At 63.9% G+C, this 16,799-nt stretch carries 14 protein-coding genes and 1 pseudogene; 10 read left to right on the top strand and 5 right to left on the bottom strand.

The genetic code is table 11. The annotated features are described in order from the left end of the window. Window positions 1-92 precede the first annotated feature (92 nt). The 4 genes from rbfA (at window position 93) to pnp (ending at window position 4,457) form a co-directional block, all read left to right on the top strand. Window positions 93-527, top strand: coding sequence for a 30S ribosome-binding factor RbfA (gene rbfA, locus CO669_RS29140; RefSeq protein ID WP_097663388.1), 435 nt, complete (start codon window positions 93-95; stop codon window positions 525-527). Further along, window positions 524-1,645: a tRNA pseudouridine(55) synthase TruB gene (gene truB / locus CO669_RS29135; protein ID WP_198964317.1), complete on the top strand. Its 1,122-nt coding sequence runs from the start codon at window positions 524-526 to the stop codon at window positions 1,643-1,645. Before rbfA ends, truB begins: the two co-directional genes overlap by 4 nt. Before the next feature lie 2 nt (window positions 1,646-1,647). Beyond that, window positions 1,648-1,917, top strand: coding sequence for a 30S ribosomal protein S15 (gene rpsO, locus CO669_RS29130; RefSeq protein WP_018644188.1), 270 nt, complete (start codon window positions 1,648-1,650; stop codon window positions 1,915-1,917). Window positions 1,918-2,294: 377 nt separating this feature from the next. Continuing rightward, a complete protein-coding gene (pnp, locus tag CO669_RS29125; RefSeq protein ID WP_097663387.1) occupies window positions 2,295-4,457 on the top strand; it encodes a polyribonucleotide nucleotidyltransferase in 2,163 nt (720 codons plus the stop codon). Between the two features lie 195 nt (window positions 4,458-4,652). Here pnp and katG read toward each other — a convergent pair whose 3' ends face one another. Continuing rightward, window positions 4,653-6,818: a catalase/peroxidase HPI gene (gene katG, locus CO669_RS29120; protein ID WP_097663368.1), complete on the bottom strand. Its 2,166-nt coding sequence runs from the start codon at window positions 6,816-6,818 to the stop codon at window positions 4,653-4,655. Between the two features lie 115 nt (window positions 6,819-6,933). On the opposite strand from katG, the gene CO669_RS29115 reads away from it, so the two are divergent. From CO669_RS29115 to CO669_RS29095, 5 genes and pseudogenes are all read left to right on the top strand, one after another. Next, window positions 6,934-7,857 (top strand): hydrogen peroxide-inducible genes activator, encoded by a 924-nt coding sequence (locus tag CO669_RS29115; protein WP_097663367.1) that lies wholly within the window; start codon window positions 6,934-6,936, stop codon window positions 7,855-7,857. 7 nt (window positions 7,858-7,864) lie between these two features. Beyond that, window positions 7,865-8,332, top strand: coding sequence for a GNAT family N-acetyltransferase (locus tag CO669_RS29110; RefSeq protein ID WP_097663366.1), 468 nt, complete (start codon window positions 7,865-7,867; stop codon window positions 8,330-8,332). Between the two features lie 48 nt (window positions 8,333-8,380). Then, entirely contained in the window at window positions 8,381-9,256 is an 876-nt protein-coding gene (locus CO669_RS29105; protein WP_245444555.1) for a hypothetical protein, read from the top strand. A gap of 36 nt (window positions 9,257-9,292) precedes the next feature. After that, window positions 9,293-10,207, top strand: a complete 915-nt coding sequence (locus CO669_RS29100) for a hypothetical protein (RefSeq protein ID WP_097663364.1) — start codon at window positions 9,293-9,295, stop codon at window positions 10,205-10,207. 116 nt (window positions 10,208-10,323) lie between these two features. Further along, window positions 10,324-10,920 (top strand): annotated as a pseudogene (locus tag CO669_RS29095) (glutathione S-transferase family protein). A 16-nt stretch (window positions 10,921-10,936) separates the two neighbouring features. Here the strand turns inward: CO669_RS29095 and CO669_RS29090 are convergent. The 4 genes from CO669_RS29090 to fabA all read right to left on the bottom strand — a co-directional run bounded on the left by CO669_RS29090 (window position 10,937) and on the right by fabA (window position 15,874). Next, window positions 10,937-12,913, bottom strand: a complete 1,977-nt coding sequence (locus CO669_RS29090) for an autotransporter family protein (protein ID WP_097663363.1) — start codon at window positions 12,911-12,913, stop codon at window positions 10,937-10,939. Between the two features lie 225 nt (window positions 12,914-13,138). After that, window positions 13,139-13,936: an enoyl-ACP reductase FabI gene (fabI, locus tag CO669_RS29085; protein ID WP_097663362.1), complete on the bottom strand. Its 798-nt coding sequence runs from the start codon at window positions 13,934-13,936 to the stop codon at window positions 13,139-13,141. A gap of 137 nt (window positions 13,937-14,073) precedes the next feature. Next, complete coding sequence (gene fabB / locus CO669_RS29080; RefSeq protein WP_097663361.1) at window positions 14,074-15,297, bottom strand: beta-ketoacyl-ACP synthase I; 1,224 nt, start codon at window positions 15,295-15,297, stop codon at window positions 14,074-14,076. Between the two features lie 55 nt (window positions 15,298-15,352). Further along, window positions 15,353-15,874, bottom strand: a complete 522-nt coding sequence (gene fabA / locus CO669_RS29075) for a bifunctional 3-hydroxydecanoyl-ACP dehydratase/trans-2-decenoyl-ACP isomerase (RefSeq protein ID WP_097663360.1) — start codon at window positions 15,872-15,874, stop codon at window positions 15,353-15,355. 372 nt (window positions 15,875-16,246) lie between these two features. On the opposite strand from fabA, the gene irrA reads away from it, so the two are divergent. Beyond that, window positions 16,247-16,738 carry an iron response transcriptional regulator IrrA gene (gene irrA / locus CO669_RS29070; RefSeq protein ID WP_008131763.1) on the top strand — a complete coding sequence of 164 codons (492 nt, stop codon included), beginning with the start codon at window positions 16,247-16,249 and terminating at the stop codon, window positions 16,736-16,738. Window positions 16,739-16,799: the final 61 nt, after the last annotated feature.

Raw genomic sequence — 16,799 nt, 5'->3', positions numbered from 1 at the left:
ATTTTTTCCGGCCATCCACCTCTCTTCGTTTCAACAGGACACATGACAATGCCCGTGCCTCGAACACGGGCATGGCGAGGTGATTTTCGAGAATGCCACGGCATCATCAGAAGAAGAGTTCCGCACCCGGCGGAGGCTCGCAACGTCAGTTGCGCGTCGGCGAGCAGGTTCGCCACGCGATGGCCGATATTCTGGCGCAAGGCAATGTGCATGATGCGGACCTCGAAGGTCACATCATCACCGTGCCGGAGGTGCGGATGTCGCCCGACCTGAAGCTCGCGACCGTCTATGTGATGCCGCTCGGTGGCCGCGACACCGAGATCGTCATCGCTGCGCTCGAACGCAACAAGAAGTTCCTGCGCGGCGAAGTCGCGCGGCGCGTTAACCTGAAATTTGCACCTGACATTCGTTTCCGCGTCGACGAACGATTCGACGAAGCGGAACGGATCGAGAAGCTTTTGCGAACACCTGCGGTGCAGAAAGATTTGGAACAGGATCCGGAGACGGATCGGGAAGAAGAGCGATGACGATGGACCCGGCTCACGACACGATCACCGGCGAACAGGCCGATCAGCGCGACGTGCAGAAGAACAATTTTGCGGAGATGGGCGGCACGTCCGAGCCGCATCAGGAGCTGCGCCGCGTCAACAACGATCCGCGCGCCAACAAGCAGCAGAAGGGCAACCAGGTTCGCCGCGACCGGCGCGACGTCCACGGCTGGGTCGTGCTCGACAAGCCGATCGGCATGACCTCGACGCAGGCGGTTGCGGTGCTCAAGCGCCTGTTCAACGCCAAGCGCGCCGGCCATGCCGGCACGCTCGACCCGCTCGCCTCGGGCGGGCTGCCGATCGCGCTCGGTGAGGCCACCAAGACCGTTCCCTTCGTGATGGACGGCCGCAAGCGCTACCAGTTCACCGTGTGCTGGGGCGAGGAGCGTGATACCGACGACATCGAAGGCCGTGCGACGGCGACCTCCGACCAGCGGCCGACCCGGGAGGCCATCCTGGCGCTCCTGCCCCGTTTCACCGGGGTGATCGAACAGATCCCGCCGCGCTATTCCGCGATCAAGGTCCAGGGCGAGCGCGCCTACGACCTCGCCCGCGACGGCGAGGTTGTGGAGCTGGCCCCCCGTCCGGTCGAAATTCACCATTTAACCCTTGTGGATCAACCGGATAACGACCACGCCGTGTTCGAGGCCGAGTGCGGCAAGGGTACCTATGTCCGCGCGCTGGCCCGCGATATGGGCCGGATTCTCGGCACTTACGGCCATATTTGCGCGCTTCGGCGGACCCTGGTCGGCCCATTTGGCGAAAATGACATGATTCCGCTGGATCAGCTGGAGGCTTTGTGCGATAGAGCCGCGTCCGGCGAGGGTAGCCTCGCGGACGCGCTTATGCCCGTTGAGACCGCGCTGGACGACATCCCGGCACTGGCCGTCACTCGGGCTGATGCGGCAAGGCTCCACCGGGGCCAGGCCGTTTTGTTGCGCGGACGGGATGCGCCCACTTGTAGCGGCACAGTCTATGTCACGGTGGCAGGCCGTCTTTTGGCGCTTGCTGAAGTTGGCAATGGCGAAATCATCCCCAAGCGTGTGTTCAACCTGACCGGCCTGACTGCCAGCCCCGGTCGCAACGAGAGAAATTGACGATGTCGATTGCCGCAGAACGCAAAGCGGAAGTCATCAAGACGAATGCCACCAAGGCCGGCGACACCGGCTCGCCGGAGGTTCAGGTCGCGATCCTGTCGGAACGCATCAACAACCTGACCAACCATTTCAAGACCCACGTGAAGGACAACCATTCGCGTCGCGGCCTCTTGAAGCTGGTCTCGACCCGCCGCTCGCTGCTCGACTACCTGAAGAAGCGGGACGAGGCGCGTTACAAGGCGCTGCTCGAGAAGCACAACATTCGTCGCTAAGTGTTCCCACGCGCGCCACCGGCGCGCGTTTTCGTGCGTGGTTTCGAGCGAGAGCGTTTATTTAAAGCTTTTTGATCGAAGCTGCGCGCACGCCGGATGCGGATCGTCGACGATCCGGATCCGGGGCATGATGAGCGAAGACCTAAGGTTCGGTGTTCGCGTTCGTGCCGACTGACAGTCCAGCAGCAATCCGGCGGCTGGGCACAACGGGCAAGGCGCCCGTATGACCCGAAAGGATGGACGCCATCCGAAATCCAAAAACCATGGCAGGATCGCAGGACGCTGATCACCCGCTTCGATCAGCGCCCCGCAATCTTGCGCATGGTTTTTGTTTTTCGAGCCGTCCTTCTTTCGAGAACCCATGAAAGAAGACATCTATGTTCAATAAGCATTCGGTCGAGATCGACTGGGGTGGACGCACTCTCAAGCTGGAAACCGGCAAGATCGCCCGTCAGGCCGACGGCGCCGTCGTCGCCACCTATGGCGAAACCGTGGTGCTCGCCACCGTCGTCGCGGCGAAGGCGCCGCGCGAGGGCGTCGACTTCCTGCCGCTGACCGTCGACTACCAGGAGAAGACCTACGCAGCTGGCCGCATTCCCGGCGGCTATTTCAAGCGTGAGGGACGTCCGACCGAGAAGGAGACGCTGGTCTCCCGCCTGATCGACCGTCCGATCCGTCCGCTGTTCGTCGACGGCTGGCGCAACGAGACCCAGGTGATCGCCACCGTGCTGTCGCACGACATGGAGAACGACCCTGATATCGTCGCGCTGGTGGCTTCGTCCGCTGCGCTGACCCTGTCCGGCGCGCCCTTCAAGGGCCCGATCGGCGCCGCCCGCGTCGGCTTCGCCAATGACGAGTTCATCCTCAACCCGACGCTCGACGAGATGGTCGACACCCAGCTCGACCTGGTCGTCGCCGGCACCGCCGACGCCGTGCTGATGGTGGAATCGGAAGCCAAGGAGCTGAACGAGGACATCATGCTCGGCGCGGTGATGTTCGGTCACCGTCACTTCCAGCCGGTGATCAACGCGATCATCGAGCTCGCCGAGAAGGCCGCCAAGGAGCCGCGCGAAGTCACCGTCATCGACAACGCAGCGCTCGAGAAGGAGATGCTCGGCCTCGTCGAGCAGGAGCTGCGCGCCGCCTACGCCATTCCGGTCAAGCAGGATCGCTACGCCGCGGTCGGCAAGGTCAAGGAAAAGGTGATCGCCCACTATTTCCCCGAAGGGCAGGAGCCGAAATACGACAAGCTGCGCATCGGCGCGGTGTTCAAGGAGCTCGAGGCGAAGATCGTTCGCTGGAACATCCTCGACACCGGCAAGCGCATCGACGGCCGCGACAGCAAGACCGTCCGCAACATCGTCGCCGAAGTCGGCGTGTTGCCCCGCGCCCACGGCTCGGCGCTGTTCACCCGCGGCGAGACCCAGGGCCTGGTCGTGACCACGCTCGGCACCGGCGAGGACGAGCAGTACATCGACGCGCTGTCGGGAACGTACAAAGAGACGTTCCTGCTGCACTACAACTTCCCTCCCTACTCGGTCGGTGAGACCGGTCGCCTCGGCGGCACCAAGCGCCGCGAGATCGGCCACGGCAAGCTGGCCTGGCGCGCGATCCACCCGGTGCTGCCGCCGCATCACGAGTTCCCGTACACGATCCGCGTGGTCTCCGAGATCACCGAGTCCAACGGCTCCTCGTCGATGGCTTCGGTGTGCGGCGCCTCGCTCGCGCTGATGGACGCCGGCGTGCCGCTGAAGCGGCCGACCGCGGGCATCGCGATGGGCCTGATCCTCGAAGACAAGCGCTTCGCGGTTCTCTCGGACATCCTCGGCGACGAGGACCATCTCGGCGACATGGACTTCAAGGTCGCCGGTACCGAAGCGGGCATCACCTCGCTCCAGATGGACATCAAGATCGAGGGCATCACCGAGGAGATCATGAAGGTCGCCCTCGGCCAGGCCAAGGAAGGTCGTATCCACATCCTCGGCGAGATGGCGAAGGCGCTCACCAACGCCCGCGCCGAGCTCGGCGAGTATGCGCCGCGCATCGAGACCTTCAAGATCGCCACCGACAAGATCCGCGAAGTGATCGGCACCGGCGGCAAGGTGATCCGCGAGATCGTCGAGAAGACCGGCGCCAAGGTCAACATCGAGGACGACGGCACCGTGAAGGTCGCCTCCAGCGACGGCGAGGCGATGAAGGCCGCGATCAAATGGATCAAGTCGATCGCGTCCGATCCGGAAGTCGGCCAGATCTATGACGGCACCGTCGTCAAGGTGATGGAGTTCGGCGCCTTCGTGAACTTCTTCGGTTCGAAGGACGGTCTCGTTCACATCAGCCAGCTCGCTTCGGCGCGCGTGCAGAAGACCTCCGACGTCGTCAAGGAAGGCGACAAGGTCAAGGTCAAGCTGCTCGGCTTCGACGATCGCGGCAAGACCCGCCTGTCGATGAAGGTCGTCGACCAGACCACCGGCGAAGACCTCGAAGGCAAGGACAAGGGCGGCGAAGGCGAGAAGGCCCCGCGCGAAGCGGCCGGCGAGTAAACGCTCAAGCCACGTCAGAAACACGAAGGGCGGCCGCAAGGCCGCCCTTTTTGTTTGTGTTCGACGTATCGCCTCGCCGCAACCCGTAGCCTGCATGACGCGACGCGGAATGCGGGACCGCTGTCCCGGATTGCGCCGCGCTCCATCCCGGCTACGGGAAGTCACCTCCCCCGCAAGCGGGAGAGGCGCACCTGCTCACGCCACGATGTCGTAGCGGTCGAGGTTCATCACCTTGGTCCAGGCCTTGGCGAAGTCAGCCACGAACTTCTCCTTTGCATCCGACGTCGCATAGACCTCGGCGTAGGCGCGGAGCTGCGAATGCGCGCCGAAGATCAGATCGGCACGCGTGCCGGTCCACTTCACCGCATTGGTCTTGCGGTCGCGCGCCTCGTAGCTGCCGTCGGCGACCGGCGTCCACTGCGCGCTCATGCCGAGCAGGTTGACGAAGAAGTCGTTGCTGAGCGTGCCCACCTTCGAGGTGAAGACGCCGTGCTTCGACCCGTTCGCGTTGGCGCCGAGCACGCGCAGGCCGCCGACCAGCACCGTCATCTCAGGTCCGGTCAGCCTCAGGAGCTGCGCACGATCGACCAGCGCCTCTTCCTGCTGCATGAACTGATGCCGCTTGCTGACATAGTTGCGGAAGCCATCGGCCCGCGGCTCGAGCGGCGCGAACGACGCCGCGTCGGTCTGCTCCTGCGAGGCATCCATGCGGCCCGGCGTGAAGCCGACCTTGACGTCGACGCCGGCATCCTTCGCAGCCTTTTCGACCGCGGCGGTACCGCCGAGGACGATGAGATCCGCGAGCGAGACCTTCTTGGCGCCTGACGAGGCGTTGAAGTCCTTCTGGATCGCTTCGAGCTTGCCGAGCACCTTGCTGAGCTGCGCCGGCTCGTTCACCTCCCAGTCCTTCTGCGGAGCGAGGCGAATGCGCGCGCCGTTGGCGCCGCCGCGCTTGTCCGAGCCGCGGAACGTCGAAGCCGACGCCCAGGCGGTCGAGACCAGCTCGGACACCGACAGGCCCGAAGCCAGGATCTTGGTCTTCAGCGCCGCAATGTCCTGATCGCTGACCAGCTCGTGATTCACGGCCGGAATCGGATCCTGCCAGATCAACGTCTCCTTCGGCACCAGCGGGCCGAGATAGCGCTGGATCGGACCCATGTCGCGATGGGTCAGCTTGAACCAGGCGCGGGCAAAGGCGTCCGCGAACTGTGCCGGATTCTCCAGGAAGCGCCGCGAGATCTTCTCGTAGGCCGGATCGAAGCGCAGCGAGAGGTCGGTCGTCAGCATCGTCGGCCGATGCTTCTTCGACTTGTCGAAGGCATCGGGAATGATCGCGTCGGCACCCTTGGCCGTCCACTGCTGCGCGCCGCCCGGGCTCTTGGTCAGCTCCCATTCGAAGTTGAAGAGGTTCTCGAAGAAGTTGTTGCTCCACTTCGTCGGCGTCGTGGTCCACGTCACTTCGAGACCGCTGGTGATGGCGTCGCCCGAGTGACCCGAGGCGTGCTTGCTCTTCCAGCCGAGGCCCTGATCCTCCAGCGCGCCCGCTTCCGGCTCCGGACCGACCAGCGACGGATCACCCGCGCCGTGGGTCTTGCCGAACGAGTGGCCACCCGCGATCAGCGCGACGGTTTCCTCGTCATTCATCGCCATGCGGGCGAAGGTCTCGCGGATGTCCTTGGCCGCGGCGACCGGATCCGGCTTGCCGTTCGGGCCTTCCGGGTTGACGTAGATGAGGCCCATCTGCACGGCGCCGAGCGGCTCGGCCAGCTGACGTTCGCCGCTGTAGCGCTCATCGCCGAGCCAGGTGCCTTCCGGACCCCAATAAAGCTCTTCCGGCTCCCACACGTCGGCGCGGCCGCCGGCGAAACCGAAGGTCTTGAAGCCCATCGATTCCAGCGCGACGTTGCCGGCGAGGACCATCAGGTCGGCCCAGGAGATCTTGCGGCCGTATTTCTGCTTGATCGGCCAGAGCAGACGGCGCGCCTTGTCGAGGTTGGCGTTGTCGGGCCAGCTGTTGAGCGGGGCGAAACGCTGCTGACCAGCACCGGCGCCGCCACGACCGTCGGTGGTGCGGTAGGTGCCCGCGCTGTGCCAGGCCATGCGGATCATCAGGCCGCCGTAATGACCGAAATCGGCTGGCCACCACTCCTGCGAATCCGTCATCAGGGCAGTCAGGTCCTTGATCACGGCATTCAGGTCGAGCGTCTTGAATTCCTTGGCATAGTCGAAATCCTCGCCCATCGGATCGGACTTACCGGAATTCTTGTGCAGCACCTCGATATTGAGCTGCGTCGGCCACCAGTCGCGGTTCACGCGCGTGGGCTTTCCGCCCGAAAACGGGCACTTCGAAGAGTCGTCCATGAATACCTCCTCTGGTGGCGTCGAACTCGCGCCTTTTGACCAGGTAGAACCACTCTAAGCGTCACGGTCGATCAGGGGAAGTTGACTTTAATGATCGCTGCAATAAGATTTTCTGATGCTCAACGTCACGCTGCGTCAGCTCCGGTATTTCGATGCGCTGGCCCGTCATGGTCATTTCGGCCGTGCGGCGGAGGCCTGCTCCATCTCGCAGCCGGCCTTGTCGATGCAGATCAAGGAGTTGGAGGAGGCGCTCGGCGGCCTGCTGCTGGAGCGCAGCGCGCGCCAGGTGGCGCTGACCCGGTTCGGCGAGGAACTGTCACAGCGCGTCCGAGACATTTTGCGCTCGGTCGATGAGCTCGGCGATTTCGCCCGCGCCTCGCAGGACCGTTTCGCGGGACGCCTGCGCATCGGCATGATCCCGACCATCGCGCCCTATCTCCTGCCGAAGATCACCAAGAACCTGACGCGCATGCATCCCGAACTCGACATCCGGGTGCGCGAGACCATGACGCCCCGCCTGATCCAGGAGCTGGTGGAAGGCCGGCTCGACACCGCAATCGTGGCGCTGCCGGTGTCCGAGCCCTCGCTCACCGAGGTCGCGCTGTTCGACGAAAAGTTTCTGCTGGTGCGTCCGGGATCCGACGAAGGCACGCCGGTGCCCTCGCGCGAGATGATGCGCGAGATGCGGCTGCTGCTGCTGGAAGAGGGACACTGCTTCCGCGATCAGGCGCTGTCGTTCTGCAACATGCAGTCGGCGCCGCCGCGCGAGATGCTGGATGCCAATTCACTGTCGACGCTGGTGCAGATGGTCAGCGCCGGCATCGGCGTGACGTTGATCCCGGAGATGGCGGTGCCGGTGGAGACACGGTCCGCATCGGTTTCGCTGTCGCGCTTCCGCGACCCCGAGCCGTCGCGTACCATCGGCATGGTCTGGCGCAAGACCAGCCCGCTGGCGCGGCAGCTGTTGCAGATCTCCGAGGTGGTGTGCCTGTCGGCCGGCAAGGCGCGCCCGCGGCCGGCTGCGCGCAACCGCGCCTGAGCCGCCGATGCCGGAGCCTATCGTCATCCGCCCCGCGCGTTCCGACGAATACGACGAGGTCGGCCGTGTCTGGATGGAGAGCTGGGTCTCGACCGGCCTCGGCGAGCACAGCGACACCCTGCTGGCAGACCTGCGCGCACGCATCCGGCGCGAGATCGCGGATGGCTGGAGCTTGTTCGTCGCCGACGATCGCGGCACCATCGCCGCCATGCTGGCGCTGCATGTGCCAAAACTCTACCTCGACATGCTGTTCGTCGCGCCCGGCTATCAGGGCCGCTCGGTCGGCCGGCAATTGCTCGCGTTCGCCCGCACGCAAATGCCGGACGAAATGCATCTCCGTTGCGTGCGCGAGAACGAAAAGGCCTGGCGCTGGTACGAGCGCGAAGGCTTTGTGTACGAGAGGGAAGAGATCGAACCGTCGAACGGGTTCATGATGAAGTACTACCGGTGGAAGCGGCAACGGCCGGCCGGATAGGCAGCAACACGCGGGTGCAGCTTGCGGTTGTCACCGTCCTAATCTAGGGTGGGTGATCGATATTCTCGCGCTGCTGATGCCCTGGAATCCATGATTCGATTTGCTGCTTCCGCAATCGTCTTGCTGTCTTCTCTCGCTCTGGCAGCAGCTCAAACTCCTCCTGCAACCACTGCGCCACCCACGCCTCCCTCAAAGCCGACCGTCAAGAAAGCGGCGACGAAGCCGAAAGCTGCGGCAGTCAAACCGGCCGAGCAGGTGAACAGCGGTCCGTGCCGTCTCGGCGTAATCTCGGCAATCGGCGAGCATTACTCCGTACAGAAGTTCGGCGTGACAATCTTCGAGGCGGAAGCAAAGGAGGTCCCGATCGACTGGGGCCTCGATGATCTCGTTTTCGCGCGCGTGCGCGCGGCAACGAACAACGATTCCTCGATACGCAGGATCGCTTATCCGAAGGGCGCCTTCGATCCCTTCTATCATGCGAAGGCGATCTTCATCCCGGACCCCAAAGAGACTCTGCCGGTGATCGTGAAGGGGTTCACCGCGAATGCGAATTGCGATCGCTATCTCGTCGCAACCACTTTCAAGACGAAGCTGCCGAACTCGAACATGACGCTGAACGGCATCGGCACCTACAACCAGGGGCTCGGCAACTTGATCCGGCACTCACACCTTTTCGCCAATGTTGCGATCACGCTGATTGACGGCCGCAGCTACGAACAGATCAAGCGCCCCCTTACGGATATCGGCGCGAACCTCGCCACAAGCATGCGTCTGTTTGAAGACCCGATCACGAAGCTCGACAATTCGCTGTTCCCGGATCCGCCCGAGACAGCTTCGACCAACGCGGCGTTGCGCGAGAGAACGCGTGCGCTCGTCGTCGAAAGGCTCGACCGCAACCTCCCGGGCTATCTAAAGGAAGAGTAAGCGCCTTTGCCGACACGACGCGCCAAAGGATCAAGCTTGGCTGCGCCTGCGAACACAGCCGCGTTCAGCATCGTCGCCCGGCTGCTCGTCATTACGATCATCTCGTGGTGTTTCTCAACTCAGGCGCCGGCACAAGCCCAACCGGAGACGGCACAACCAATCGTCAAACAAGCCAATGGCAAGCTGACCACGCGGCGTGAAGCGACGGGCAAGCCCGCTCCCGTCGCCGGCAGCTCATGCGACTTCGGTGTCGTCGTCACCACCGGCGATGAGTTCACCGTGCAGACCACCGGCCTGACCATATTTCAGAACAAGAAGACGGTGGTCCCGATCCCGGGCTGGGGACTGAGCGATCTGATCTACGCGCGGACTCGCGCCGCGATCCCTGCCGGCGCGTCCGTTCTGAGAATCCCCTACAACCCGGCGAAATTTCCTCCCCGCGATGAGTCAAAGGACACGTGGAAAGACAGGCTGGTCCGCGACCCCAACGCGGAGCTGGCCGGATACATGCGCGAGGCCGTGAAAGGAACGAATTGCCGGCACTACATCCAGATCCTCAATGCAATCAGTCCGATCGGGTCATCAAGCTATACGGTCCGCGGCTTCGGCATCCTCAACCAGGATGTGGTGCTCGGGCGTCGCATCTTTCTCCACGCCCTGGCGTTTATCCGTATCTTTGACGGGCGCACCTTTGCCATCGTCAGACAGAGCTCCGCGCTGATCAACCTGGATCATTCGCTGGCGGTGCAGAAGTTCTTGGGCAAGCTCGTCGGCGGCCCTTATCGCGAGTTGCCCGCAGAATCGTTTCCAACGCGACCTGAAGATGCCGCCGACAATCCCGCACTGCGCGACGGCGTGCGCGCCATGCTGGCGGAAAGCCTCGACAAGACGTTGCCGCTCTTGCTTGGACGTCGACCCGCAGCACGCCAAAGCGACACCGGAGCACATTGACCCAGATGTCGTTCACGCGGCTTGGCTTCTACCTAGACGTAGTGCGTTGCGAATGCCGGACAAACGCGGCATGAATTGCGCGCTGTTCGCCTCTCGCCTTCGAAAGGTTCCGCGCCATGATCAAGCTCTATTGGTCGCCCCGCTCGCGCTCGTTCACGACGCTCTGGCTGATGGAAGAGAGCGGCCTGCCCTATGAGCGCGTGCTGACCGACATCTCGACCGGCGCGCAGAAGGCGCCGGACTTTCTCAAGGTCAATCCGATGGGGAAAGTGCCGGCGCTCGCCGACGGCGACGTCGCGCTCGGCGAGGCCGCTGCGATCTGCGCCTACATTGCCGATCGCTATCCGGAGACCAGGCTGGCGCCGGCCGTGAGCGATCCCCGCCGCGGACGGTATCTGCAATGGCTGTTCTTTTCCCCTGGCTGCATCGAGCCCGCCATCATCCAGATCTTCACCAAGATCGAAATCCCGACCTCGACCGCGGCCTAGGGCAGCGCGACGCAGGTGTTCGACGTGCTGGAGGCCGCACTCGCCAAGGGGCCGTGGATCCTCGGCGAGGAATTCTCGGCAGCCGACGTCACGATCGGGTCGGGCCTGAACTTCGCGGTGCGCCAGTTCAAGATGGTGCCGTCGCGCCCCGCTTTCGATGCCTATCTGGCGCGCTGTACGGCGCGGCCGGCATTCCAGCGCGCGGAGAAGATCGCGGCCGGCTAAAGCCGTCCCGCGGCGCCTACAGCCTGATCTTCAGGACGGCGAGCCCGGACTGCTGAAGCAGCCCGGAGGATGTCGCGGCAACACCGTAGCGGAGCCCGAGATCGAACCCCTTGCCGTCGGCCGCGACGAGGCCCAGCGCGGTCGAGTAGATCCAGGGCGATAGCGCAAGGCCGTTGGTGACGAAGCCATCGCCGCCGCCGGCAAACGCCGACTTGATCTGCAGTCCCTGGCTCAACGTGTTGTAGCCGACGCCGATCTCGCCGGTGAGATGGACCTGCTTGGTGATCTGGTAGGCGCTCTTCAATCCTGCCGTCAGCGTCAGCTCGCGATAGGTCTGCGAATCCACGTTGAGGCTGAAGCCACCCGCGCCGCCCTCCTGATAGGCGGGCGAGCGAACCTGGCCATAGTCCAGCCGCAGCGACGGCGCGATCATAAGCCCCGGCTCGATCGGAATCAGCTTGCGGAGGCCGGCGCCCGCATGGCCGCTGTATGAGCGATAGCCGGCCGCAGCCGTGCTGCTGATGAAGGTCAGCGAGCGGCTCCCGCCATTCTCGTTCAATGCGCCGTCGAGCTGGCCATCGAGCTGGATGCCATGACCGAGTGCATAAGCGCCGTAGAGACCCGCAGTATAGGAATCGATGGCCAGTCGGTTCGGGACGGCGTTGTCGCTGCCGGTGATCGCTTGATGCGAATAGGCGAACACGCCGCCGAGCATTGCGCGCGCGGAGATCGTCGCGTCCGCACCGACCGCAATGCCGCCGCCGGAGGCATTATAACCGGGGACGCCATCGACACCGCTCTGCCGAGTGCTGCCGCCGAGCGGCTTCATCCAGAAATGTCGCTCGGGCGTGATGCCGGCATTCAGCCCCAGCATATCGTCCAGTCGCCCCGCCATCGTCTGCTGGAAGACGCGCTGCGTGGCATAGGTCGCCTGCGATGCTGCACCGGTGAGAACGGGCAAGGTCTGGTTGACCGCATTGACGAGACCGGACCCGCTGAGATTATCGAGCGTCGTGAAGCCTGACGCCATGCTGCCGGTCCAGCCGAGCGAGGTCGCCGACAAGCGATAGAGCATGTCGGCCGCCCCCAAGCCCACGCGGCTGTTCTGCGCCTGAAGTGTCTCGGCATAGGGGCGGACCAGGGAGAGAGCGGCGATGCCGCCGGTCGGATTGCCGGAGAGATCATAGGTGCTGACGAGCATCTGCGCACCCGAGGCGTCGCCGCTGGCCGCGCCATAGAGGCTGGCGAGCGTGCCCTTCGAGAGCGTGTTGAAAAGCACGTTGCCCTCCGGCGTCACAGATCCCAGCAGCGTGAAGTTGGCGGCATTGCTGCCCGCGGGTGCGACACCCGCGCCCCAGAAATATCCGTTCTGGTAGTTCGTGATGACGAAGCGGCCGGGCGCGGAGGTGCCGAACAAGGAATTGCTCGTGATCCGCCACGGCGTGCCCGAGGTCCACGCCCATTGCGGCACGGAGTTGGCGGGCACGGGCTGCGAAGCCGGCGGCGTGAAGGTCGCGGGATCGTAGGGAAGCATGTAGGCCCAATGAGTCACGAGCACGCTGTCGCCCGTGATCATCTGCATCTCCATCGACGTCACGCCACCCACGGTCCTCATGTGTCCGAGACCAACCGTCGCTGCGCCGCCGGCGGTCGGCGTGAACAGCATCGTGATCTGCCCCGCCGTGGTGACGAAGCCTTGGATGGTCGAGGTATCGGTCAGAAGCGCGGGCCCGATCTTGAGCTGCGCAACGCTCGTTCCCGTGAACGCGCCATTGGTCGCGGTCGCGAGCGACCACAGGGTCTGGTCGCCGATCGGGACCGGGTTGGAGAAACCGGTCTTGGGCGACGCGTAGGCCAGCAGTTGCGCCGTCGGGACGTACCAGTTTGTGTTGGAGAGGGTCGTGTCCCAGATCGCCGACTGCGCCTGGGCACGCGAACCGCCGCACAGCAGCATCGCGCCCGCAACGGACGCCAGCGCGCTCGCGCGGCACATCGCATGCAGCCTTGGCACGATCACCCCTCCCGCACCGCAGGAAGATACAAGCCTGCGGCGCCACCGCGGAGCACCAAGCACGGTTCTATCGGCGAGTCAGCCCCATGATCGTGGGGCGGGAGGAAAGGCCAGTAGCCCGGATGGAGCGCAGCGCAATCCGGGGCGATCGGATCAGTGGATGAGCCTGTCCCGGATTTCGCTGCGCTTCATCCGGGCTACGGAAGCCTATTCGGCCTTCAAATCGTCCGGCCGCGGCATCAGAACGATGTTGTAGCCGGAATCGACGTAATGAATCTCGCCGGTCACGCCGCCGGACAGATCGGACAGCAGGTACAGCGCCGAGCCGCCGAGCTCTTCGAGCGTGACGCCCCGGCGAAGCGGCGAATGCTTCTGCATGAAGGCGAACATCGCGCGCGCCTCGCCGATGCCGGAGCCTGCGAGCGTGCGGATGGGACCTGCGGAGATCGCGTTGACGCGGATGCCGCGCGGTCCGAAATCGGAGGCGAGATAACGCACCGAGGCTTCCAGCGCCGCCTTGGCGACGCCCATCACGTTGTAGTTCGGCATCGATCGCTCGGAGGCGCCGAAGGTCAGCGTGATCATGCTGCCGCCGTCGGTCATCAGCTCGGCGGCGCGTTTTGCGACCTCCGTGAACGAGAAGCAGGAGATCACCATGGTGCGCGAAAAATTCTCGCGGCTGGTGTCGGCGTAGCGGCCCTTCAGCTCGTTCTTGTCGGCAAAGCCGATGGCGTGGATGACGAAGTCGAGCTTGCCCCATTTTTCGCGAAGCACCTCGAAGGTCGCATCGACGCTGGCGATGTCCTCGACGTCGCAGGGCAGCACCAGATCCACGCCGAGCTGCTCCGCCAGCGGCTTGACACGCTTGCCGAGGGCTTCGCCCTGGAAGGTGAAGGCCAGCTCGGCACCATGCGCATGCAGCGTCTTGGCCATGCCCCAGGCGATCGAATGATCATTGGCGATGCCCATGATCAGACCGCGCTTGCCCTTCATCAAACCTTCCATTGCCTCGTAACTCCATTATTCCGAGGTCATGCCCCGCGAAGGCGGGGCATCCAGTATTCCGAGACAGCTGTGCTAGGTCGAGAGGCCGCAGCGTACTGGATGCCCCGGTCAAGCCGGGGCATGACAGCGTGCTGGCCTCACACATCCATCCGGCTGAACACCAGCGTGGCATTGGTGCCGCCGAAGCCGAACGAATTCGACAGCACGGTGCCGATCTTCACGTTGTCGATGCGCTTGCGCACGATCGGCATGTCGGCGAACACAGGGTCGAGCTCCTGGATATGGGCGCTCTCGCAGATGAAGCCGTTGTTCATCATCAGCAGCGAGTAGATCGCCTCCTGCACGCCGGTCGCGCCCAGCGAATGGCCGGTCAGCGCCTTGGTTGCCGAGATCGGCGGGCATTTTTCGCCGGCACCGAACACGCGGCGGAGAGCATCGATCTCCGGGGGATCGCCGGCCGGCGTCGAGGTCGCATGCGGATTGATGTAGTCGACCTTGGTCTTCACCGTCGACATCGCCATGCGCATGCAGCGCTCGGCACCTTCGCCCGAGGGCGCCACCATGTCGTAGCCGTCCGAGGTCGCACCGTAACCGACGATCTCGCCGTAGATGCGGGCGCCGCGCGCCTTGGCATGCTCGAGCTCTTCCAGCACCAGCACGCCGGCGCCGCCGGCGATGACGAAGCCGTCACGATTGACGTCATAGGGACGCGAGGCCGTGGCCGGCGTGTCGTTGTACTTCGAGGACATCGCGCCCATGGCGTCGAACAGCACCGACAGCGACCAGTCCAGCTCTTCGCAGCCGCCGGCGAAAATAACGTCCTGCTTGCCGATCTGGATCGTCTCATAGGCATTGCCGACGCAATGGTTCGAGGTCGCGCAAGCCGAGGAGATCGAGTAGTTCACGCCCTTGATCTTGAACCAGGTCGCAAGCGTCGCGGAGGCCGTGGACGACATCGCCTTCGGCACTGCAAACGGACCGACGCGCTTCGGGCCCTTGGTGCGGGTGATGTCGGCGGATTCGACGATGGTGCGTGCCGAGGGACCGCCGGAGCCCATGATGATGCCGGTGCGGATGTTGGAGACTTCCTCAGGGCTCAGACCGGAGTCCTGAATCGCCTGCTCCATCGCGACGTGATTCCACGCCGCGCCCTGGCCGAGGAAACGCATGGCGCGACGGTCGACCACCGTCGCGGGATCGAGCGTCGGTGCGCCTTGCACCTGCGAACGAAAACCGAGCTCGGCATATTTCTCAGCCCGAGAAATGCCCGACTTCGCCTCGTGAAGGCTCGCAAGCACTTCCTGGGTGTTGTTTCCGATCGACGAGACGATGCCCATCCCGGTGACCACAACCCGCCTCATGACAGCCTCGCCCTGCTCGTTGTCTTCTTTGCTCTTTGTCTACGTGATGATGCGCTCAGCCCAGGCTCGTGCCCTGCTTGAACAGGCCGACCTTCAGGTCCTTGGCGCGATAAATAATCTGGTCATCGACCGAAAGCCACCCGTCGGCGATACCGAGCACCAGCTTTGAACGCATCACGCGTTTGATATCGACGTTGTACACAACCTTGCGCGCCTCGGGCAGTACCTGGCCGCTGAACTTCAGCTCGTTCAGACCGAGCGCGCGACCGCGACCTTCGCCCCCGGTCCAGCCCAGATAGAAGCCGACCATTTGCCACAGCGCGTCGAGGCCGAGGCAGCCGGGCATCACCGGATCGTTCTTGAAGTGGCAGCCGAAGAACCAGAGATCGGGCTTCACGTCGAGCTCGGCACGCACCAGCCCCTTGCCGAACTCGCCGCCATCGTCGTTGATCTCGGTGATGCGGTCGAACATCAGCATCGGCGGCAGCGGCAGCTGGGCATTGCCCGGGCCGAACATCTCGCCGCGAGCGCAGGCCAGCAGATCTTCGTATTCGTAACCGTTGCGCCTGTTCAGCATGCACGAGCCTCTGTTTGAATTCCGGTTGAGCGGCGTTTTTTGGCGAAAATGGGCCCCGTCTCGGTCGGAGAGCAACGCCGATTGCCACCGTCAGGCGCGGCTCCCGCATGCCCCGGATGGACTGCCGACCGGGCCTCCATGCCCGGCTGCGCCAAAATCGGCTAAGCGGAACCGCGCGCTCTCTAACACAGGCCTTTTCGGGTGGCAAAGCGCATCCATGAAGGTAAAATGACGCGATCCGGGCTCGGTTCCAAGACTGCTCAGAACCTTCAAGGCTGATTAGAACCTCTCTAGTTGCGAGAAACTTGCATCTGCATCTTTCTCTTCCTATATTGCGGAGAGATATTGTTCACGCGTGCCCGAAATCTGGAAATGAGCGAGAATACCGCGCCCCATCACGACGACGACGTCCACGCCGCGGCCCTCCTGTCCGGCCGCCAGCCGGCTTTGACCGGCTGCCCCTGGCACGATGTCAACGAAATGCTCCAGTCCGCCGGGCTCCGTCCGACGCGCCAGCGCATGGCGCTCGGTTGGCTGCTGTTCGGCAAGGGTGCGCGTCACCTGACGGCTGAAATGCTTTACGAGGAAGCGACCCTGGCCAAGGTCCCGGTGTCGCTGGCGACCGTCTACAACACGCTGAACCAGCTGACCGATGCCGGCCTGCTGCGCCAGGTCAGCGTCGACGGTACCAAGACCTATTTCGACACCAACGTCACCACCCACCACCACTACTACCTCGAGAACAGCCATGAGCTGGTCGATATCGAGGATCCGCATCTGGCGCTGTCCAAGATGCCGGAGGTGCCGGAGGGGTACGAGATCGCGCGCATCGACATGGTCGTGCGCCTGCGCAAGAAGCGCTGAGATCAGCCTGAAATCACTGAATTGATCGTCATGGCCGGGCTTAGCCCCGGCCATCGTCGTT

It is taken from the genome of Bradyrhizobium sp. Y36 (assembly GCF_002531575.1).
GTDB lineage: Bacteria > Pseudomonadota > Alphaproteobacteria > Rhizobiales > Xanthobacteraceae > Bradyrhizobium.
The sequence above is the reverse complement of the archived record's forward strand: the minus strand, read 5'-3'. Positions and strand labels throughout refer to the sequence as shown.